The organism is Sphingomonas sp. Leaf230 (assembly GCF_001421745.1).
In the GTDB taxonomy this organism is placed as follows: Bacteria; Pseudomonadota; Alphaproteobacteria; order Sphingomonadales; family Sphingomonadaceae; genus Sphingomonas.
This window is the reverse complement of sequence record NZ_LMKW01000008.1, coordinates 344,168-365,830: the sequence shown is the minus strand read 5'-3', so window position 1 is coordinate 365,830 and position 21,663 is coordinate 344,168. Positions and strand designations below refer to the sequence as shown.

Here is a 21,663-nt window from a genome sequence, read left to right as displayed (position 1 = left end):
TGTGACGGACACTCTGGGGGAGAAGACGATGCGTTGGTCGATCGGATTTGGGCTGTTTGCCAGCGCATTGGCATTGGCGACGCCGGTTCTGGCACAGGACGCGAAGATGACCGCGACGGCGGCTCCGGCCGAGCCGACCGCGATCCCGCTCAATACCGGCGGCGTGAAGGGACAGGCCGCGCCCGAGGCGTGGTTTCAGCAGTACGGCGTGGCGATGACGCGCAACGTCACGTCCGCGACGCTGACGCCGTTCCTGCCCGATCCGGCGAAGGCGACCGGAGCGGCGGTGATCGTGGCGCCCGGCGGCGGTTTCCTGATGCTGTCGATGGAGAACGAGGGCTGGCGCGTGGCGAAGGCGCTCGCCGACCGGGGCATCGCGGCGTTCGTGCTGAAATACCGGTTGAAGCCGACGCCGGCGGACACGCGCGGGTTCGAACGGTCGGTCACAGCCATGTTCGCGGGCGCCGCGCAGGCGCAACGTCGCATGAGCCCGGACGAGGCGATCGCCGGCCTCAGCGATCAGATCGCCGATGCGCGAGCCGCGTTTGCTTTGGTGAGGACGCGCGCGACCGAGTGGAAGATCGACCCCGCGCGCGTCGGCATGGTCGGCTTTTCAGCGGGGGCGATGACGACGATGGCGACCGCGCTGGCCGCGCCCGACACGCATCTGGCTTTCATCGCGCCGATTTATGGATCGATGGAGGCGGTGAAGGTGCCGGCCGACGCCCCGCCGCTGTTCGCGGTGCTCGCCGCCAACGACCCGCTGTTCGCCAACAAGGGATTCGGCCTGATCGAATGCTGGCAGAAGGCGGGAAAGCCGGTCGAGTTCCACCTTTACCAGGCAGGCGGGCACGGCTTCGGGCTGGGCAAGAAAGGCACGACCAGCACCGGCTGGTTCGAGGATTTCATGCACTGGCTCGACGCCAACGGCATGCTCGTACGGCGATGACACGATGCAGGGGGAGACGGGTATGATACGCTTCACGAGGGTTCGGGCGATCGGACTGCGCGCCGCGCCGCTGCTGGCGTTGGGTGCGCTGGCCGGGCTGTCGTCCGGCGCTAACGGGCAGGATACGGCGCAGCCACCGGCGACCGGTCTTGCGCCGTATTTCCAGCCGGTGACGCAAGGGCCCACGACGCCCGACAGCGACGGGTTCCTGCGTCGCTGGCTGTTGCTCGAGCCGATCGACAAGCCCAACCGCAGCAATACGGGTTTCACCGCCACCTATGTCCGGCAGGCGCTGACCACGCAGTATTTCCCCGGCCAGTTCACCGCGATCCCGCGCGACGGCCAGGTCGTGAAAGCGGCCCAACCGCTACGCTGGCACGCACTCGATTCCGGCGCGTTCGACGTCAAGCTCTTCAGCTTCGCCAAGGGTCTTGGCAAGCCGACCTACGGCGTGATCTTCTGGGCGGTGACGATCGTCGACAGCCCGCGCGAGATGCGCGACGTGCGGCTGGCGGTCGGGTCGAACTCGGCGTCGATCTGGTGGCTGAACGGCAAGGAGACCGCCGGGCTGTTCAACGATCGTCGCATGGTGATGGACGACGTGCTGTCGGACCGCGTGACGCTGCGCAAGGGCCGCAACGTCCTGCGCGGCGCGGTGATCAACGGCCCCGGCCTGAGCAACTTCTGCGTCCGCTTCGTCGATGAGGCCGGCCGGCCGATCACCGACCTCAAGACCGATGTCCGCTAGCATGGAGACCCTCATGACGCGTCTTGCCGCCGCCGCTCTCGGGCTGTCCGCGATCCTCGCCACCGTAGCGCCGCCCGCCGCCGCGCAGTTGCAGGGCGAGACGTTCATCCACGATCCGTCGACGGTGACCGAGTCCGATGGCAAATATTACACGTTCGGCACGCGCGGCGGAGGCCTGGTCTCGGACGACGGCTGGACGTGGCGCAGCGGCCCCGAGCGTCCCGGCGGCGGCGTCGCGCCCGACGTGATCAAGATCGGCGATCGCTATTACGTCGCCTATGCGGTCGGTGGCGGCGGCATGTCCGGCGGGCATGCGAGCCAGGTCAAGATCATGTGGACGCTGTCGCTCGATCCGAAATCGCCGCGGTTCAAGTATCACGACGTCGGCGTGGTCGCGTCGAGCGACGGGGTGGAGACCGCCGACGCGATCGACCCGGCATTCCTGTACGTCGACGGCCATTTGTGGCTGACCTACGGCACCTATTTCGGGCCGATCCGCATCATCGAACTCGATCCCAAGACGGGCCTGCGCGTCGCAGGCAATCAGCCGGTCGACGTTGCGATCGACATGGAAGCCACCGCGATGATGCACCGCGACGGCTGGTATTATCTGCTCGGGACGCACGGGACGTGCTGCGACGGGCCCAATTCGACCTACCATATCCGCGTCGGCCGATCGCGCAGTCCGCTCGGGCCGTATGTCGATCACATGGGGGCGCCGCTACTGCGCGGCGGCGGCAAGCTGGTCGTCAGCGCACGCGGTCGCAATATCGGCCCCGGTCATTTCGGGCTGATCGAACTGGACGGGGGCGTCGAGAGATTCTCGATGCATTACGAGGCGGACATGGATCGCAGCGGCCGCAGCGTGCTGGGGATCGAGCCGCTCCGCTGGACCGACGGCTGGCCGGTCGCGGGGGAGAACGTCGTCCCCGGCACCTATGAAGTCGCCTCCGAACGCAGCGGCTACGCGCTCAGCCTCGCGACCGATGTCGTCAGGATCGCGTTCGACCCGCGTCGCGCCTTCATGGCCAAGCCGACCGACCCGGTCGGCCCGATTCCCGACCAGTCTTTGGCGCAGGATTCGGCGGGCTGGCCGCAGGGCCGCATCCGCGTCGACCTCGCCGACTATATGAACCGCCCGCATCAATTGTGGACGATCGCGCCGGCGGCGGGGGGCGGCGGGTATTTCGGTGCGCCCTATTACACGATCACGATCGCCGGGACGACGCGGGTGCTCGCCGCGACCGGGCAGGGCGAGGTAGAGACGGTGCCAGCGTTCACGGGCGCGACCGCGCAGATGTGGCGGATCGACCAGCTCACGGACGGCACCTACCGCATCATGCCGACGTCCGTACCGGGTGGTCGCGCCGGTCTTGCGCTCGTCGCGATCGGCGCGAGTACGCCGACGCTCGCCAAGTTCGATCCGGCCAGCCCCGCCGGGCGCTGGACCTTCAAGCGGCCGTAGTTGATCCCGGCCGACGTTGACGCCGGCCGAGATTGAACTACTCCTACAAGTATCGAAAAGATGGGGCTGCCTCATGGTGGCCGAAAGGGAGAGTATGGACCTGTTGACGCAACGCACTTCACAGTCGGGTTCCGGCCTGACGCGCGCGCTTACCGCGCTGACGTTCGCGCCGCTGATGCTCGCGGGCGCATTTGTCGCGACGCCGACCATTGCGCAGGACGCCGCGGCACCGACCGTGACGGCGACGCTGCAGGCGGACAAGCCGGGTGCGGTCGTCCACCGCGATGTGTTCGGGCAGTTCGCCGAGCATCTCGGCCACGGCATCTATGGCGGGATCTGGGTCGGCAAGGGCTCGCGCATCCCCAATGACGGCGGCTATCGTCGCGACGTGCTGGACGCGTTGAAGGCGATCAACGTGCCGATGGTGCGCTGGCCCGGCGGGTGTTTCGGCGACGAATATCATTGGCGTGACGGGATCGGCGCGACCAAGGCGCGCCCGACCAAGGTCAACACCAACTGGGGCGGCGTCAACGAGGACAACGCGTTCGGCACGCACGAATATTTCGGGCTGATGGATCGCCTCGGCGCGAGCACCTACGTCTCCGCCAACGTCGGCAGCGCACCCCCGTCCGAGACCGCGCAATGGGTCGAGTACATGACCGCCGCGAAAGGTACGACCGTGCTGGCCAAGGAGCGCGAGCGCAACGGCCACGCCGCCCCGTGGAAGGTCCAGTATCTCGGCATCGGCAACGAGCTGTGGGGCTGCGGTGGCAACATGCGCGCCGAATATGCCGCCGACCTGACCAACCGTTATGCGCAGTTCGCCAAGTCCGCGAACGGCCCGATGCTCAAGATCGCGAGCGGCCCGAGCGACTCCAACTACGAGTGGACCGAGGCGATGATGCGGATCGCCGGCAAGAACATCGATGGGCTGGGGCTGCATTACTACACCCGCCCGCGCGACAAGGACTGGAAGGACAAGGGCGCCGCGATCGGCTTTCCCGAGCGCGAATGGGCGTCCACCATGTCGCACACGCTGGAGATGGAGGAATTCATCACCAAGCATTCGGCGATCATGGACAAGTACGATCCGGCCAAGCGCGTGATGCTCGCGGTCGACGAATGGGGGACGTGGTACGATCCGACGCCGGGCAGCAATCCCGGTTTCCTCGAGCAGCAGAATTCGTTGCGCGATGCGGTGGTCGCCGGGCTCAACCTCAACATATTCGCGCATCATGCCGACCGCGTGAAGATGGCGGCGATCGCGCAGATGGTGAACGTGTTGCAGGCGATGCTGCTCACCGACGGCGCGAAGATGGTCAAGACACCGACCTATTGGGTGTTCGACCTCTACAAGCCGTGGCAGGGCGCGACGTCGTTGCCGATCCAGGTGACGTCGCCCTGGTATCACAAGGACGAGGTGGCGGTGCCGGCGGTCAGCGCGTCGGCGGTGCGCGATACCGCGGGGCAGGTGCATGTCGCGCTGGTCAATCTCGACCCGAACCGCGCGATGCCGGTGTCGGTCGCACTCGCCGGATTACAGGCGACGCAGGCGAGCGGGCGGATCATCACCGGCACCGCGATGGACGCGCATAACAGCTTCGACGCGCCGGATACGGTCGTGCCGCAGCCGTTCGCGGGCGCGCAGGTGACGGGCGGCAATCTGACGCTGACGGTGCCGGCGAAGTCTGTCCTGGTGCTCGACCTGCGCTGATCGGGCGATGACCGTCGAACCCACGCGTCGCGACATGCTGGAAGGCGCAGCGGCGGTCGCCGTCGCTGCGCTTGCCGGACCCGGCGCTGGACCGAGTCAGGCGTGGGCTGCCGCATTTGCGGACGGTCCGCGGCTGTGGTATCGGCAGCCGGCGGTTGCCTGGACCGAGGCGTTGCCGGTCGGCAATGGCCGGCTCGGCGCGATGGTGTTCGGCGGGACCGCCAGCGAGCGGTTGCAGCTGAACGAGGATACGCTGTGGACCGGGGGGCCGTATGATCCGGTCAACCCGGCGGCGCACGCGGCGCTGCCCGAGGTGCGGCGGTTGATCGATGCGGGCAAGTTTGCCGAGGCGCAGGCGCTCGCCAATGCGCAGGTCATGGGGCTGCCCAAGACTCAGATGGCGTACCAGCCGGTCGGCGACCTGATGCTGGAGATGCCCGGCGTGGCGGGGGCGGTCGGCGACTATGTCCGGCAGCTCGATCTCGATGCGGCGGTTGCGACCACCAGTTTCACGATGGGCGGCACGCGGTTTCGGCGCGACGTGTTCGCGTCGCCTGGGGACCAGGTGATCGCGGTGCACCTCGTCGGCGATCGGCCGTTCGACCTGCTGGTGGGGCTCCAGTCGCCGCAGCTTGGCGCGAGCGTCTCGGTCGACGGCGCGACGGTGACGCTGGCCGGCCACAATGGCGAGCGGGCTGGGATTGCGGGCCGGTTGCGGTTCGCGGCGCGCGCGCGGGTTTCGACGGTGGGCGGTGTCGTCTCGAAGGATGGCGGCCGGGTTCGCATCACGGGAGCGCGTGCGGTCACGGTGCTGGTGGCGATGGCGACCAGCTATCGCCGGTTCGACGATGTGAGCGGCAACCCGGAAGCCGCGACGCTTGCCACGCTCGATCGCGCCAGCCGGCGCGGAGTCGAGCGGATCCGCGTGGACGCGAGCACGGCGCATCGTACCCTGTTCCGTCGTGTGACGCTCGATCTCGGACGCACGGCGGCGGCGGACAAGCCGACAGACGAGCGCGTCCGTGCCAATCGTGCTGGCGACGATCCCGCGCTGGCGACGCTGTATTTCGACTACGGCCGCTATCTGCTGATCGCGTCGTCGCGACCGGGGACGCAGCCGGCGAACTTGCAGGGTATCTGGAACGACGCGATCAAGCCGCCGTGGGAATCCAAATACACCGTCAATATCAACACCGAGATGAACTATTGGCCGGCGGAGGTGACTGCGCTGGCCGAGTGCACCGCGCCGCTGGTGCAGATGGTCCGCGAACTGGCGATCACGGGTGAGCGCACGGCGCGGACGATGTACGGTGCGCGCGGGTGGGTGTGTCATCACAACACCGATCTGTGGCGCGCGACGGCGCCGATCGACGGGGCGCAATGGGGGCTGTGGCCGACCGGCGGCGCGTGGCTGTGCACGCATCTGTGGGATCGCTACGATTACGGGCGCGACCTCGATTATCTGCGCTCCGTCTATCCGCTGATGCGCGGGGCGGCGTTGTTCTTCCTCGATACGCTGCAGACCGATCCGGCGACCGGCGCGCTGGTGACCAATCCGTCGCTGTCGCCTGAGAACATCCATCCGGCGGGCGCTTCGATCTGCGCGGGGCCGACGATGGACATGCAGATCCTGCGCGATCTGTTCGATCAGGTCGGGCAGGCGGCGGCGTTGCTCAAGATCGATGCGCGGTTTGCGGCAGAGGTGGCGGCGGCGCGCGCGCGGCTCGCGCCCGATCAGATCGGTGCACAGGGTCAGCTTCAGGAATGGCAGCGCGACTGGGACGCGACCGCGCCTGAGCCGCATCATCGCCACGTCTCGCATCTGTATGGGCTGTTCCCGAGCGACCAGATCGATCTCGACCGGACACCCGCACTGGCGCAGGCGGCGCGGCGGTCGCTCGAACTGCGCGGCGATGAATCGACCGGCTGGGCGACCGCGTGGCGTGCGAACCTGTGGGCGCGGCTGCGCGACGGCGATCACGCGCACCGGATCTTGGCGTTCCTGCTGGGCCCCGAGCGGACCTATCCCAATCTGTTCGACGCGCATCCGCCGTTCCAGATCGACGGCAATTTCGGCGGCACGCGCGCGATCGCGGAGATGCTGATGCAGAGCCGGAGCGACGAGATTTTAGTGTTGCCCGCGCTGCCGAGCGCTTGGCCTGCCGGATCGGTGACGGGGCTGCGTGCGCGGGGGCGGTGTTCGGTCGATCTACGCTGGCAGGGCGGCGAACTGGTCGAGGCGGTGGTCCGCGGCGAGATGTCGGGGCGTCGCGTGATCCGGCTGGGCACGCGACGGGTCGAGGTCGTGCTAACCCCGGGGAAGGCGGTGAGGCTTCGCGGCAACGCTCTCGCGCGCGCGTGAACAACAAAAGGGGATGTCCGTGAACACGCTTCTCGTCGCACTCGGTACCGCGTTGATGCTGTCGACCGGCCCTGCTTCGGCGCAGGTCAAGACGCCTGGACCGCCGCCGGTTGCCGGTGCGAAGCCAGTGACGATCGAGCGGATCACCGTCCACTCACCCGCGATCGAGGGCAATCTCGAAGGCGAGAGCCCGGACCGCGGGGTGCTGGTGGTCCTGCCGCCAAGCTACCGTGCCAATCCGACGCGACGCTATCCGGTGGTCTACGCGCTTCACGGCTATTCGATCGGCGCGGAGCAGTGGATCGGCGAGATTCACGTGCCACAGACGATCGAGGGTGCGTTCGCCAAGGGCGCGCGCGAGACGATCGTCGTGATCCCCGACAGCAAGACCGCGCATAACGGCTCCTTCTATTCGAGTTCGGTGACGGTCGGCGATTTCGAGACGTTCGTCGCGCGCGATCTGGTCGGCTATGTCGACGGCCATTACCGGACGATCGCGGACCGCCGCAGCCGCGGGCTCGCGGGACATTCGATGGGCGGCTACGGCACCGCGCGGATCGGCATGAAGCATCCGGAGACGTTCGGCGCGCTCTACATGATGAGCCCGTGCTGCCTCTCGACACGCGCGCTCGGCACGCCCGATGCCGCGACCGAGACGGCGATCCGCGCGCTGCGGTCGCCCGCGGACAGCGCGACCCTGTCATGGGGGCAGCGCGCGCAACTCGCGACTGCCGCGGCATGGTCGCCCAACCCCAAGGCGCCGCCGCTGTATCTCGATCTGCCGGTCAAGGACGGCGTGCCGCAACCCGACGTGCTGGCGCGCTGGGCTGCCAATGCGCCGCTGGCGATGCTCGACCAATATGTCGGCAATCTGCGGCGCTATGCGGCGATCGGGATCGACGTCGGCGACCGCGACGGGCTCAAGGACGATGCCGGCAAGCTCCACGCCGCACTGGATTCCTACGGCATCGCGAACAGCTTCGAGGTGTATTCGGGCGATCATACCAGCGGCGTCGCGGGGCGCGTGCAGGACACGATGATGCCGTTCTTCTCGCGCGCCTTGGCGTTCGGCAAATGAGGGTAGCGTTTGCGGTCGCGCTGGGACTGCTGGCGACCGCCGCTTCGGCGCAGGTATGGCGGTCGGACCAGGGCGACGGGAGTTTCTGCAATCCGGTGCTGTTCGCGGATTACCCCGATCCCGACATCATCCGCGTCGGCAGCGACTATTATTTCGCTACGACGACGTTCGCGAACACGCCTGGGATCACGATCCTGCACAGCCGCGATCTGGTCAACTGGACGCTTGCCTCGCACCTCGTCGATCGGCTGGAGGGCAAGCCCGAATACGACCTGAAGGGCGGCAACGCGTACCGGCACGGGCTCTATGCCTCGTCCTTGCGCTATCACGCCGGCACCTATTATCTCGCCAATACGCCGGTCGGGCAGAAGACGCGGATCTGGTACGCGAAGGACGTGCGCGGGCCGTGGCGCTATCACGAACTGGAGCGCGAGGCGTTCGATCCGGGGCTGTTCATCGAGCCGGATGGGCGCGCGTATCTTGCGACCGCGAGTACCGCGGACGGCACGATCACGCTGCTGACGCTCGACAAGCAACTGGCGCACGTCACCGCGTCGCAGAAAGTGCATTATATCAAGGGCGCGGAGGGGTCGAAGATCATCCGGCGCGGTGCATATTACTACCTCTTCAACGCGCTGCCGCCGCGGTTGGGGCTGACCGTGTCGCGGTCGCGCAGCCTGTTCGGACCGTGGGAAACGCGCGACCAGATCGACGACAAGACGGGAGGGCACCAAGGCGCGCTGGTCGACCTGCCCGATGGTCGCTGGTTCGGCTTTGTCATGGAGGATAGCGGCGCGATCGGGCGGATGACGAACCTGAGCCCGGTGTTCTGGCAGGACGACTGGCCGGTATGGGGCACGCGCGAGGCACTCGGTCGCGTGCCGCGGCGTGCGGCGAAACCGATCCTGGGTGGGGCGTTCGCGGAGCCGGCGACGTCGGACGATTTCGGGAAGCCGACGCTCGGGTTGCAGTGGCAGTGGAACCACAATCCCGAGCCTTCGCGCTGGTCCTTGTCCGAGCGGCCGGGTTGGTTGCGGCTGAAGCCGACGATCGCGACCGGGTTCTGGAGCGCGCGCAATACGCTGGTGCAGAAGGGGCAGGGGCCTGCAAGCCGAGCCGAGGTGAAGCTCGACATCCGCCATCTGGCAGCGGTGGATCGCTGCGGGTTTGGGACGTTCGGGCAGTTCAGCGGGAATCTGACGGTGCAGGGCGCGGCGGGCGGCAAGGCGACGCTGGCGATGGAGGTGACCGAGGACACGGTCGCCGGTGCCCGAACCGAGGTTCGCGCCACCGCGCCGTTGCCGCGGACCGAGGGGCTGTGGTTGCGGACGGACATGGACTTCACGACCGACCGGGCGCGCGTGGCGTATAGCGTGGATGGGCTGCGCTGGACCGGGCTGGGCGGCGACTTCCCGCTCGCGTTCGCGTGGCGGACGGGGACGTTCCAGGGCGAGCAGCTTGCGGTGTTCTGCTATGCGGCGACGGCGAGTTTGGGGTGGCTGGATGTGGACCGGTTCACGCTGTCGGCGTTGCCGCCGGGCAAGCCGGAGCGGGTGCGTTAGCGTCCTTTCACACCCTTCCGTTCGTGCTGAGCGAAGTCGAAGCATCGCCCTCAACGGGCGTGTACGCTGGTGGAGGGGTACCCTTCGACTTCGCTCAGGGCGAACGGGGGGAGGGGGCCCGCTCTCAACGGATTTTTACGCTCGTGGAGAGCAGCTCTTCGACTACGCTCAGGGCGAACGGGGAAGGGGGGCTTCTCATCACTGTTTGCTGGGCGTGACGTCCGCCCAAGCTGCTGGTTAAGGTGTGCTGGCATTTGGACTGTCCACACCTCTCCGTTCGTGCTGAGCGAAGTCGAAGCACTGCTCTCAACGGGCGTTCACGCCTGTGGAAAGGTACCCTTCGACTGCGCTCAGGGCGAACGGGAGAGGGGGGCCTCTCCCATCGCTATTTGTAGAGCGCAGCGTCCGCCCATGTTGCAGGTTGCGGCGCCCCGGTATTCGCCGCACCACTCCCCCGCGCCACAAGCTCGACGATCCGCACACCCGCTACCTTCGCCTCCAGCGGGACCGCTGCCTCACCAAACCCCATCGGCCGCGACTTGGTCAACAGTCGACCGTCGCCCCAAATTTCGAACACCGTCGTCCCCGACCGCGGTTGGCCGGAATCGTTGATGCCGACCTTGGCCGCGAACCGCGCATAGCCCTGGTTGCGCACTTCGAGGCGGGAGTTTGCGAGTACGCCGATCCCCGTGTCGAAGTCGGTGCCGGCCACGCGCAAAAGCTTGCCATACGGTGCGCGGTCGGCTTCGGCGCCGCCCCACCCGCCATATTGCGGATGCTCGCCACCGCCGCGCGTGCCCGTCCAAGGCGTAATCGACTGGTAGATCGTCGGATCCGGCTGCGGCACGACTACGCCATCGGTCGCCGGATTGACGCGGCCGGTCTGCTCCGAAAGGTATAGCCCGCCGGGCAACCGCCGCGTGCCGGTCGCGCGGAAGATCAGCGTCTCGTGCGGCGCGAGCGTCACCGCGATCTCCTTGCGGAAGCTCTGCTCCTTCTTGGTCCAGAGGTTCTTCAGGCGCACGTCGGCGGTCGGCAGCATCTTGAGTTGTTCGGCGGTCAGCACGGCTTTGGCGGGCGAGGCAGTGCGGTTGAAGAGCGCGACGCCCTTGCTGCCGTCCGCGAGCGTCTTGACGAAGGTTTGTACCTCCGACGAATCATAGGCCAGCACCGCCTGGTTGCCCGCGGCGTCCTGGTTCAGCGCGACGATATCCGCGTTGCCGAAGATCGCGAGCAGGTCCGGCGTCAGTTTCCGGAGATCGTAGCCAATGATCAGCGGCGCGTTGAGCATCGCCCACAATGCGAAGTGCGAGCGTGCCTCCGCGCTGTGCGCCGCGTCGAAATCGCCGGTGCCGACGAACAGCATGTCGGGGTCGTTCCACGATCCCGGGTGCGCATAGAGCGCGCGGTGCGTGACGGTGTCGAGGTTGGTCAGCATCCGCGGCCAGACCGGCTGGATGTCGTCGCTGGTGCGCGACGTGTTGCCGACGTCCTTGCCCCAGGCGCGCACGTCGCCCGCGCCCCACAGGCACAAAGAATAGACGTAGGGCCGGTCACCCGCGTGCGTGTTTAGCGCGGTGTGGACCTGTTCGTAGAGGCCGCGGATGCCGCCAATGTCCGATCCGCCGAGCGACTGCATGTCGACGAGGGGCGTGAGGGCGCGGTACAGGCCGGACTTCACGCGCGGTGCGTCGACCGGCAGGCCGCGCGCGCCGCAGCCGTCGACCTTCAGGAAATCGAAGTTCCATTCGGCGAAGAACAGTCGGATGTCCTGGTCGACATGGCCGTACAGCCCGACCTCGCGCTCGGCGACACTGCCCTCGGGCTGGTTCTTGAAATCGGGGGTGTAGATCTGGCCGCAGCTGTTGCGGCCGATGTCCGAATAGATGCCGACCTTGAGGCCCATCGCGTGGAGGCGGTCGGTGAACGGGCGGAAGCTCGTGTCCGCGCCGGTTGCGGCGGACGGGAAGTGGCTGGTACGGATCAGCAGTCGACCGTCGGGCTGGCGACGCTTCAGCCACCAGCCATCGTCGATATTGACGTAGCGATAGCCGATGTCGCGCAACTTGGTGTCGATCAGCGCCTGCGCCGAGGCGAGCACCTTCTCCTCGTCGACGTCGCTGTTGAAGGCGTTCCACGAACTCCAGCCCATCGGCGGCACGGCCGCGGAGCCATCGGTATTGGCGCTCCATTTGCCGGTCGGGGTCAGCGGATCCGCCAGTGCCGCGATCGGTGTGCAGAGCGCGACCAGTGCGGTGCCGAGCGTCGCGAGTGTCCGGATGCGGCTCACTTCGGCAGCTCCGCCGACCGGCGCGCGGTGAAGCTTGCCGTCTGCCCCGCGACCCCCGTACCGGGCTGTCCCGCGCCGACCGTCACGCGGTAGGTGCCGGCAGCGACCGAGCGCGCGCCGTCCAGCGCCACCGAGCTGAGATCGCGCGGCGACAGGTCGAACGTCAAACTGCGTGCTTCGCCGGGGCGGAGTGCGACGCGCTGGAACCCGCGCAGCGCGATCCGCGGGGTGCCGGGCCGGTCGGGGAAGTCGAGATAGAGTTGTGCGACCTCTTCGCCGGGTCGGTCGCCCTGGTTGGTCAGTCTCGTGGTGACGCGCAGGCCGTTCTCGGCACCGCCGCGTGCGGGTGTGACGGTGAGCGGCGCATAGCCGAACTTCGTGTAGCTGAGCCCATGGCCGAACGGATAGACCGGCGTGCCCGCGAAATAGCGATAGGTGCGGCCCTTAATCGCGTAATCGCCGAACGGCGGCAGGTCGCCGACGCTGCGATAGAAGGTGAGCGGCAGGCGGCCCGACGGATTGGTGCGGCCGGTCAGGATGTTGGCCGCAGCGGTCCCGCCGGTCTCGCCCGGATACCAGGCCTCAAGCACGGCCGCGGCGTTGTCCTTCGCCCAGGCGAGGTTGATCGGGCTGCCGTTCATCGTGACGAGCACGACCGGCTTGCCGGTGGCCTTGGCCTGTTCGAGCATCGCGATCTGGTCCGCGGGGAGGTCGAGCGTCGTCTTGTCGCCGCCCGAGAAGCCCGGCACCGTCACGCCGGTTTCTTCCGCCTCGAGGTCGGAGGTGAGGCCGACGACCGCGACCAGCACGTCGGCGGCAGCGGCCGCGCGACGAAGCTCGGCGGACGGCGCATCCGACACGCGCTTCCACACCAGGTCGATCCCGCTGCCCTCCGCGCGGATCGCGTAACGCCTGCCGCCTTCGAGTTTCAGCGTCGTCATGCCGGGCAGATCGTTCCAGCGCGTCTTGCGCCGGTCGGAGATCATCTTGCCGTCGAGTGTCAGCGTGCCGCCCGACCCCGACAGGCCGACGCGGTAGGTGCCGCTTTCGGGGGGCACCAGGAAGCCGGTCCATTCGGTACGGTGGACGTCGGTGACGCGTGCGAGATCGAGGTTGCGATCGCCGACGTCGGGCTCGATGCGGGTCACCACCGGCTGCGCCTGATACTTGGCGGCGGCGACGAGTTTCTCGCGCGTGCCGCGGGCATATTGCGCGGGCATCGGCGTGGTCGGATTATAGTAGCGCGCGAGCAGGCCGGGCTTGCCGTCGGGAGTGAGCAGCGCGGACGTCGGCACACGGTCGCCGTCGGTAACGGACTCGCCGAACGGCACGAGCGTGACCTGGCTTGCGCCGAGCGCGGTCTTCAGCCCCTCCAGCACCGATACCGGCTGGCCCGACAGGGGCGATGAATAATTGCCGCGCAGCACGCGCGTGGCATCGCCGAGCGGGCCGATCACGGCGAGCTTCACGCCCGGCTTGAGCGGCAGGATTCCGTCGTTCTTCAGCAGCACCATCGACCGTTCGGCCGCAGCCAGCGCCAGACGGCGATGCTCGGGGGCACCGACGACGCTGGTCGGCAATGCCTTGGGGGCGCCGGCAAGTCCGGGCAGGTCGCCGTTGCGATAGCGCGCGGTGAACAGGCGGACGAGGCTCTGGTCGACGTCCGCCTCGGTGATCAGGTCGCGGTTCAGCGCCTCGCGGTACCGGGTCTCCAGGCCCGCGGTATCGCCCAGCGTCTCGCCGTTGCACTCGTTGTCGACGCCCGCGCGCATCGCGGCGGCGACCGCGGCGGCGCTGTCGGGGGCGTATTTATGGTTGTCGGCGATGTCCTTCACCGCGTCGCAATCGGACACGACATAGCCCTTGAAGCCCCACGCACCACGCAGATGCTCCTTGAGCAACAGGTCGCTGGCGCAGGCCGGCTGGCCGTCGATGCGGTTGTACGCGCACATCACCGAGCCTGCGTGCCCGTCGACCAGCGCCGCGCGGAAGGCGGGAAGGTAGGTGTCCTCCAGGTCGTGCGCGGAGATGTAGACGTTGGCCTGGTGGCGCGTGCCCTCGGGCCCGCTGTGCACCGCGAAGTGCTTGGGCGTGGCGATCACCTGCGGGCGATCGGGGTTCGGGCCCTGCATCCCGGTCACGAACGCGACGCCCATCGTCGCGGTCAGGAACGGATCCTCGCCATATGTCTCCTGCCCGCGGCCCCAGCGCGGATCGCGGAAGATGTTGATGTTGGGCGACCAGGTGTCGAGCCCGGTGCCGATATGCCCGTTCCTGCCGGTCACGCGGCCCAGCGTATGCAGCCCGCGCACCTCTTCGCTGATCGCGCCCGCGACGTCGTGAACGATCGGCGCGTCGAAGCTTGCGGCAAGGCCGATCGGCTCGGGAAAATTGGTGGTCGCGAGCGGTCCCAGCGCGCCGTGCAGCGACTCGGTCCACCAGTTGTACGCGGGCACGCCGAGCCGCGGGATCGCGGGCGCGACGTTGAGCAACTGCAGCAGTTTCTCGTCGAGCGTCATCCGCGACACCATCGTCCGCGCCATCTGCTCGGCGGGATCGGTCGCGGTCCGCTGGCTCGGTGCAGCGGCAGGCTCGCGCGCGATTGCGGGGGAGACTGCGAGCGCGAGCCCGGCCGTCGCCAGGGCTTTCGCCTTCATGGTCATGCGCATCGTCAGTCTCTCCCGTTGCGGCGCGCGTTGGCGGCCGTTCTTGTTCTTCGCACCCGTTCGGGGCTTATCGCGCCGGCAGGACCGGCACTTCGAACGTGCCGACGGGTAGCGGTGCGTCGTCGGCAAGGTTGGTCGCCGGGGCGTCGGCCCAGGCATAGCGGACGCGCGTGACGGGTTGGCCATCGCCGGGCAGCGTCACCTCGGACCCCGCGACCTTGCCCGGAGCGTAGCGGCAGGTGCCGACCGCCGCGCCGCACAGTTCGAAGCCGATCGCCTGCGCGGAACTGCGGGCGTGCAGCGCGCCCGTCACGCCGCTGAACCGCACCGTGACGCCGCCATCCGCACTACGCCGCGCATCGGCGACCGCAGGGCCGGACGGCGCGATTTTCTCGCCGTAGACCGCGGCGCGCATCACACGCGCGAGCCTTTGCCCGACCTCGTGCTTCTCGCCGGGATGAATGTCGAGCGCATCGCCGAGGTCGAGCGCGACGGCGATGCCTGCATGCGGGTCCGCCGCCGCCACGCGCCGCTGCGCATCGCGGACGTCGCCCCAGCCGCTCTCGCTCGGCGCGATCGCCGGGCTGCCGTAATTGGCGAGCTGGACGATGCCGAATCCGGTTTCGGGCGTGCCGAAGCGGTGGCGCCAGTCCGCGATCAATGCGGTCATCCGGCGGTCGTATCCGGGGATGCCGGTGTCGGACTCGCCCTGGTACCAGGCCATCCCGGCGAACTTCGTAGCACCGAGCGGCGCGATCATCGCGTTGTAGAGCGTGCCCGCGCCGTTGATGTCGTCCCACGGAACGCGCGGTGCGGCCCCTGCGAGGCGCTTGGCGATCGCATAGCGCCAGCCAGTGCCGAGCGGTACGCTGGTCCCGTCGGCGAACGACAGCCGCATCGAATCCGCGGGGCCGGTCATCCCGCCATAGGCGTAGACGTCGTCATCGTTGACGGTGATGACGTTGCGCCCCGCCTTCAGGCTGCCGGCGGGCAGCGCGTAGACCCGCGATTGCGACGCGAGGCTGCTGCCGCCGACACCCACGCCGTTGACCCAGGTGCGGTCCGCGTCGTCGACCATGCCCAGCACCAACGTCGCGGGGCCGCGTGCCTGTTCGGCGGTCAACTGGACCTCGTGCTGATACCAGATCATGCCGTTATAATCGGCGAGCGCGGGCACGCCCCAGGTCTCGAAATTGGTCATCGCGGGCACCGGATGCCAGTCGAGCGCGGCATCCGGCTGCCACGGTTCGCGGCCGGCAGCGTCGCCCGAGCCGTCGCGCCACCAGCTTTCCCAGATCGTCGATGCCTGCCGGTTGGCGGCGGCGGGATCGCGGGCATAGAGCGCGAGCAGGTCGGCGGGGGCGCCTAGCCCGGCCTGACGCAGGGCGGTGTCGCTCATCCACGCACTGATCCGCGATCCGCCCCAGCTCGAATGCACAGCACCGATCGGTACGCCGGACGTACGGCGTAGCGCCTGGACCATGTAGAAACACGCGGCCGAGAAGCTTGGCGCGGTGGTCGGGCCGGACACCGCCCACGCCGGCTGTTCGGCAAACCGCGCAACCGGTGTGGCGGCGGAGACCTTGGCGATCGTCAGCAGGCGGAGCTTGTCGTCGACCTCCGGGTGCGCATCGGGAAACAGGCCCTGTCCCTGCTCGACGCGGAGTTCCATGTTGCTCTGGCCCGAACACAGGAACACGTCGCCGACCAGGATATCGCGCAGGACCGCCGCACCGCTGGGGGCGGCGATCGTCAGGTCGTAGGGTCCACCGGCGGGGAGCGCGGGCAGGCTCGCCGAAAAACTGCCGTCGCGCGCGGCCTTGGCGGTGACGCTGCGCCCGGCCAGCGTGATCATCACGGTCTCGCCGGCTGCTGCCTGTCCGGTCAGCACGATGGGCTGCCCGCGCTGGATTACCGCGTGATCGCTCAGGATACCGTCGAGGCGCGGGGCGGCCGACGCGGCGGTCGCGCCGATCGCGAAGACGGCGCCCAAGGCCAGGCGCGCTGTGATGGTCCGCATGTCTCTGTTCCCCTGACGGCTAGATCGACTGAAGGCCGTGCCGTTTGATCTTGTCGATGAGATCGCGGTGGCCGGGCAGGCTGCTCACCAGCCGCTGCGTCTGCACCTGGTTGTCGTGCCGCGCGCGCCGAGCCAGCGCGACATCGTCGTCGATCGACCCCGGCATCACCGCGGTCCGCGCACCCATGCCGTACAGCACGTATTGATAGCTTGCCGACGGGAAGACCTCCTCGGCGCGATCGAATTCGTCATGGACCCAGGGCGGCTGGAACCGCCACAGTTCCATCAGCCGAGCCAGCCGGTTGGGGATCGACTCCGGCCGGACATTGTCACGCCAGAACGCGGTGTCGGTCCGCTTGGTCAGCGCATAATGCAGCTTGAGGAAGTCGATGATCCGCCCCCATCGATAGTGCGCCGTGTCGTTGAAGCGGTGCGCGACGACGTCCATCACTTCGCGACACGCGGGCATCTGCTCGGCGATCATCTTCGCCGACAGCTCGATCAGGACGATCGCGGAGGCCTCCAGCGGTTCGAGGAACCCCGCGGCGAGCCCGACCGCGACGCAGTTGCGCACCCAGAATTGTTCGCGGTGGCCGGCACGGATCGCCAGCCGGCGCGCGGTCAGGTCGCGCGCCGCGGGACCGATATAATCGCGCAATTCCTGCTCTGCGGCGTCCGCGCTGATGTGGCTGCTGGAGAAGACATGGCCGACCCCGCGCCGCGTCGGCAGGCCGATGTCCCAGATCCAGCCGGCCGACTGCGCGGTCGAGATCGTGTGGCTCGCGATCGGTGCGTCGGGCACGTCATAGGGCACCTGCATCGCCAGCGCGGTGTCGCAGAACAATATGTCGGTGCAACTGCGGAACGGCACCTTCATCGCGCCGCCGATCAGCAGCGCGGCGAACCCGGTGCAATCGATGAACAGGTCACCCGCGATCGAAACGCCCTGTTCGGTATCGAGGGTGGCGATGTCGCCGCTCTCGTCGAGATGCACCTCGGTGACGTCGGCCTTCACATGGCGGACGCCGAGCGTGTCGCAACAATGCCGCTGGAGAAAGTGCGAGAACTTCCCTGCGTCGAGATGATACGCGTAGTTCGCATGGCCGTCATACTCGGGCGTCGCGATCGTCTTGGGGCCGAGCCCTTCGTCGCAGATCCGGCCCTGCGGCGTGACCGTGTCGCAGAACGTCGCGCTGCCCTCGTCCGCCAGCCAGTGCGGCGCAAGGTTCACCTGGCCGAAGTGCTGCGGGAGCATCAGCGGGTGGTAATAGCCGTCGTCCGGCGCACCGGTGGTCCACCGATTGAACCGCGCGCCCTGCTTGAACGACGCGTCGCACTGCCGGAACAGCTCGGTTTCTGACACGCCCATCTTCTTGAGCGTCGAACGCAGCGTCGGCCACGTCCCTTCGCCGACGCCGATCGTCGGCACGTTGGGCGATTCGACCAAAGTGACGGTGAATCCGTGCTGGCGCCGCGCCTGGTGCTTGGCCGCGATCACGCCCGCGGTCAGCCACCCTGCGGTGCCGCCGCCGACGATAACGATGTTCTGAATTTCGTGCATGGTGCAGCGTAATCGAAAAAAGGCGGAGCACGAACAGGTCGTGCTCCGCCAGTGGGAGGGGGATCAGAAGTGGAAGCGGACGCCCGCGGTGTAGCGGCGGCCGTAATCGAACACGTCAAGCAACTGATTGTCGAAGCGCCCGTGCGTGCTCTGCTGGTTGTTGTTGACGTTCAAGGCTTCGGCGAAGACGCTGACCTGCTTGTTGACGTCGTAGCTCGTCGACAGATCGACCTGGAAGCTCTGGTCGACGAAGGTCGGCTCCGACCCGAACGCGCCGGTATTCTGGTTCTGGCCGAACGCCAGCAGATACTTGTCGCGCCAGTTGAGCGCGGTGCGGAACTGGAACCCACCCTTGTCATAGAAGCCGACGAAGTTCGCCGAATTTGCCAACCCGGTGACCGCGAAGCCGGTCTGCGAGATGTTCTTGTCGTCATAGGGCCGGTTGGTGTTGACGAAGGTTGCGTTGGCCTGGAACCCGAAGCCCGAGTTGCCGAACACCTGCTGCCACGCCAGTTCGACACCGCGGACGGTCGCGTTGGGTCCGTTGACCTGCTGCGATACGGCGAAGCTCGCCAGGATGCCCGTCGTCGGATCGATCAGCCCGTTGATCGACTGCCGCGTCACGCCGCCGATGATGAAGTTGCTGACGTTCTTCAGGAAGAAGTCGACCGACAGATACGAGTTGCGCTGATAATACCATTCGGCGGCGACGTCGAAATTGTCCGCGAGATACGGCTTCAAATTCGGGTTGCCGCCGCTGGCCGTCAGGGCGCCGACGCGCTGGCCGTTGCCGACGTTCAGCACCGGGTTGAGCACGCTGAGGCTCGGGCGGGTCAGCGTACGTGACGCGTCGAAGCGCACCAGCAGCGTGTTGGTGATTTCCAGCTTCGCATCCAGGCTGGGCAACAGGTAGGAATACGAGCTGTTGGTCGTGTTCGGCACGATTGCGGTGTAGGTCGGGATGCCGAGCAACGACGGATCGGCGGTGCTCGTCGTGATCGAGGTCGGCAGGCGACCTTGCCCAGTCGCGCGCAGGTTCGTCGTTTCGTTGCGGACGCCTGCGTTCATCGTGAACGGCATGCCGCCGACGTCCGCCTTGAAGTTCGCGCTGAAGTAGAGCGACCAGGTCCGCTCGCGCACGTTCAGGACGCTGCCCGGATCGACCGCCTCGTCGAACGCACCGCGGAAACCGAGCAGGCCGTCGCCGCTCGTCGGGCTCGGATAATTGAAGCCCGGGATGTTCTTCGCGTACGGGTTGCCCAGGCTCGTCAGGTAGTTCTGATATGCGGTCGGGCTGAACACGAATACCGACGGCGGCAGGCTGCCGTTGAAACCGGGAATGAAGTTGTCGAGGCTGACCGAGCCCTGGTAGATGTTCGCGGGGACCGGCGAGATGCCCGTCGTCCGCCCCGATGGGCCGCCATAACCGGCATAGGCCTGCCAGAAGTTGTTGGTGAACGTGCTCTGGTTGCGGAAGTTGAACGTGTCCTGATAATATTGGCCACCGGCCTTGAGCGTCAAATTGTCCTGCTTCCAGGTGGCGTTGCCGCGGAACTGGGCGAGTTCATCGGTATTGTGCTGCGTCTGGTTGACCGTGACGTGCGTACCGATCACCGACTGGTCGGCCCAGCGTGCGCCATCGCCGGCGGGACCGAAGTTGCTGATCGTCGGGAAGGCATCGCTGCTCTTGCCGTCGACCTTGAAGCGCAGGACGTTGCCGAGCGCGTTGCCGTACCCGATGTCACCGTTCTTGCTGCCGATCACGTTGCCGGGGTTCAGCCAGCTTTTCGCATACGAGCCGTCTGCTTCCAGCGTCAGATTTTCCGTCACGTCATACTTGACGTTCAGGCCGGTCTGGTTGGTCTGCAGGATCTGCTTGTTTTCCGCAGCCGTGAAATCGGTCGGGCTGCCGGCCTGCGTGAAGTCGACCGCGGTGCCGTTCTTGTCGACCGTGACGTTGCGCAGATCGCCCTGGCTGAACCATACGCCGAACGCGTAATTGTCCTGGTTGATCGTCTGGCGCGAGAAGTTGTTGTCCAGCGTGACCATCAGGTCGTCGGTCGGATGATATTGGAACGCGACGCGCGCATCGACGCGCTCGTCCTTCACGCGCTGTTGCTCGGCACCATATTGCTGCGGGAACCAGCCGGGCAGGTTCTGGCGATTGTTGGGATTGGCGTAGTTTGCCGACTTCGGATCGCTTGTTGGCGCACAGTTTGCGGCCCCGGCATTACCGGTCAGCTGGCACGGCGCGAAATTGCCGCCCGGCCAACCCGATACGTAGACGCGATTGGTCTCGGTATCGCGCCGCGTGTAGATCGCGTCGGCCAGTACGCCGAACGTCTCGTCATTGTTCGTGCTGCTGATGAGTAGGCCGGCAGTCGGCACGATCTTGCCTGCACGATCCTGGATCGAACCCGAGCCGGTGGCGGCAAGGCGGAAACCGGGATGGTCGAACGGCTTGGGGAACGCGATATCGACCGTCGCGCCGATCGAGCTCGATGCGACCGTGACGTCGGGCGTCTTGAAGACGCTCAACTGGCCGATGAAATCGACGCCCACGGTGCTGAAATCGATCTGGCGATTGCCGGTCGCGGTCGAGATACGGCGGCCATCGTACAACGTGGTGTTGAAATCACCGCCGAAACCGCGAACCGTGATACCGGTCGGCTCGCCGCGCGAACCGGAACGTTGGATCGATACGCCTGGCAGGCGCTGCAGCGACGCCGCTACGTTCGAATCCGGGAACTTGCCGATGTCCTCGGCCGAGATGACGTCGACGACGCCCGACGAGGTGCGCTTCAGGTCGAGGTTGCGCTGGAGCGATCCGCGCAGGCCGGTGACGATGATGTCGTCGCTCTGCGGTGCGCTAGTCTGGACCGTGTTGCCCTGCGACGCGTCGGGTGCGGTGGCTGCGTCCTGCGGCTGTCCGGCCTCCGACGCGGTCGTGGTGTTCGCGGTAGTCGGCACGGCTGGCTGCGGCGCGGTCGGCTGCGTGGTCGTGCTGTTCTGAAGATTGCCCTGATCCTGCGCCATTGCCGGGATCGACCACATCATCGCCAGTACGCTGGTCGCGCAGGCGAGTGCGCTCGATGGGTGGGCCAGTCCTCGAAAGCCGAAAGCGCGCGTAGTGGTGGTCACGGTCAAACATCCCCTCATGCGGCGCCGCACCGCCCTTCTTGTGAGAGGCGTCCACGACAAAGTTACTTCGACGATCGAATCATGCGCGTTTCCGCACCGTCTCGATC

The 21,663-nt window shown here is 67.3% G+C and carries 12 protein-coding genes; 7 read left to right on the top strand and 5 right to left on the bottom strand.

Annotated elements, in window-relative coordinates; all coding sequences use genetic code 11:
• Positions 1-28 precede the first annotated feature (28 nt).
• The 7 genes from ASE82_RS07350 to ASE82_RS07320 all read left to right on the top strand — a co-directional run bounded on the left by ASE82_RS07350 (position 29) and on the right by ASE82_RS07320 (position 9,878).
• Positions 29-949, top strand: coding sequence for an alpha/beta hydrolase (locus ASE82_RS07350; RefSeq protein WP_056060883.1), 921 nt, complete (start codon positions 29-31; stop codon positions 947-949).
• Positions 950-971: 22 nt separating this feature from the next.
• Positions 972-1,697, top strand: coding sequence for a hypothetical protein (locus ASE82_RS07345; RefSeq protein WP_056060881.1), 726 nt, complete (start codon positions 972-974; stop codon positions 1,695-1,697).
• Positions 1,698-1,710: 13 nt separating this feature from the next.
• Positions 1,711-3,162, top strand: coding sequence for a family 43 glycosylhydrolase (locus ASE82_RS07340; RefSeq protein ID WP_200910685.1), 1,452 nt, complete (start codon positions 1,711-1,713; stop codon positions 3,160-3,162).
• A 175-nt stretch (positions 3,163-3,337) separates the two neighbouring features.
• The gene (locus ASE82_RS07335; RefSeq protein WP_056061758.1) at positions 3,338-4,876 is read left to right on the top strand and encodes an alpha-N-arabinofuranosidase; all 1,539 of its coding nucleotides are present in this window, start codon (positions 3,338-3,340) and stop codon (positions 4,874-4,876) included.
• A gap of 7 nt (positions 4,877-4,883) precedes the next feature.
• Positions 4,884-7,238, top strand: coding sequence for a glycoside hydrolase family 95 protein (locus ASE82_RS07330; protein ID WP_056060876.1), 2,355 nt, complete (start codon positions 4,884-4,886; stop codon positions 7,236-7,238).
• A 55-nt stretch (positions 7,239-7,293) separates the two neighbouring features.
• Positions 7,294-8,316 carry an alpha/beta hydrolase gene (locus ASE82_RS07325; RefSeq protein WP_443025081.1) on the top strand — a complete coding sequence of 341 codons (1,023 nt, stop codon included), beginning with the start codon at positions 7,294-7,296 and terminating at the stop codon, positions 8,314-8,316.
• A complete protein-coding gene (locus ASE82_RS07320; RefSeq protein ID WP_056060871.1) occupies positions 8,313-9,878 on the top strand; it encodes a glycoside hydrolase family 43 protein in 1,566 nt (521 codons plus the stop codon). The genes ASE82_RS07325 and ASE82_RS07320 overlap by 4 nt, the downstream gene beginning before the upstream one ends.
• A gap of 385 nt (positions 9,879-10,263) precedes the next feature.
• Here ASE82_RS07320 and ASE82_RS07315 read toward each other — a convergent pair whose 3' ends face one another.
• From ASE82_RS07315 to ASE82_RS07295, 5 genes are all read right to left on the bottom strand, one after another.
• Positions 10,264-12,168, bottom strand: a complete 1,905-nt coding sequence (locus ASE82_RS07315; RefSeq protein ID WP_435368547.1) for an NPCBM/NEW2 domain-containing protein — start codon at positions 12,166-12,168, stop codon at positions 10,264-10,266.
• Positions 12,165-14,837 (bottom strand): glycoside hydrolase family 3 C-terminal domain-containing protein, encoded by a 2,673-nt coding sequence (locus ASE82_RS07310; RefSeq protein WP_056060868.1) that lies wholly within the window; start codon positions 14,835-14,837, stop codon positions 12,165-12,167. The genes ASE82_RS07315 and ASE82_RS07310 overlap by 4 nt, the downstream gene beginning before the upstream one ends.
• 64 nt (positions 14,838-14,901) lie before the next feature.
• Positions 14,902-16,854, bottom strand: coding sequence for a sialate O-acetylesterase (locus ASE82_RS07305; protein ID WP_056060864.1), 1,953 nt, complete (start codon positions 16,852-16,854; stop codon positions 14,902-14,904).
• A 19-nt stretch (positions 16,855-16,873) separates the two neighbouring features.
• Entirely contained in the window at positions 16,874-18,415 is a 1,542-nt protein-coding gene (locus tag ASE82_RS07300) for a tryptophan halogenase family protein (RefSeq protein WP_056060862.1), read from the bottom strand.
• Between the two features lie 63 nt (positions 18,416-18,478).
• Positions 18,479-21,472 carry a TonB-dependent receptor gene (locus ASE82_RS07295; protein WP_200910693.1) on the bottom strand — a complete coding sequence of 998 codons (2,994 nt, stop codon included), beginning with the start codon at positions 21,470-21,472 and terminating at the stop codon, positions 18,479-18,481.
• Between the last annotated feature and the right edge of the window lie 191 nt (positions 21,473-21,663).

Excerpts from the sequence above, each read along its gene's own strand:
- ASE82_RS07345 (WP_056060881.1), top strand. The coding sequence starts at position 972 with ATGATACGCTTCACGAGGGTTCGGGCGATCGGACTGCGCGCCGCGCCG.
- ASE82_RS07310 (WP_056060868.1), bottom strand. The coding sequence starts at position 14,837 with ATGCGCATGACCATGAAGGCGAAAGCCCTGGCGACGGCCGGGCTCGCG.
- ASE82_RS07335 (WP_056061758.1), top strand. The coding sequence starts at position 3,338 with ATGCTCGCGGGCGCATTTGTCGCGACGCCGACCATTGCGCAGGACGCC.
- ASE82_RS07350 (WP_056060883.1), top strand. The coding sequence starts at position 29 with ATGCGTTGGTCGATCGGATTTGGGCTGTTTGCCAGCGCATTGGCATTG.
- ASE82_RS07305 (WP_056060864.1), bottom strand. The coding sequence starts at position 16,854 with ATGCGGACCATCACAGCGCGCCTGGCCTTGGGCGCCGTCTTCGCGATC.
- ASE82_RS07295 (WP_200910693.1), bottom strand. The coding sequence starts at position 21,472 with ATGATGTGGTCGATCCCGGCAATGGCGCAGGATCAGGGCAATCTTCAG.
- ASE82_RS07330 (WP_056060876.1), top strand. The coding sequence starts at position 4,884 with ATGACCGTCGAACCCACGCGTCGCGACATGCTGGAAGGCGCAGCGGCG.
- ASE82_RS07300 (WP_056060862.1), bottom strand. The coding sequence starts at position 18,415 with ATGCACGAAATTCAGAACATCGTTATCGTCGGCGGCGGCACCGCAGGG.
- ASE82_RS07325 (WP_443025081.1), top strand. The coding sequence starts at position 7,294 with ATGCTGTCGACCGGCCCTGCTTCGGCGCAGGTCAAGACGCCTGGACCG.
- ASE82_RS07320 (WP_056060871.1), top strand. The coding sequence starts at position 8,313 with ATGAGGGTAGCGTTTGCGGTCGCGCTGGGACTGCTGGCGACCGCCGCT.
- ASE82_RS07340 (WP_200910685.1), top strand. The coding sequence starts at position 1,711 with ATGACGCGTCTTGCCGCCGCCGCTCTCGGGCTGTCCGCGATCCTCGCC.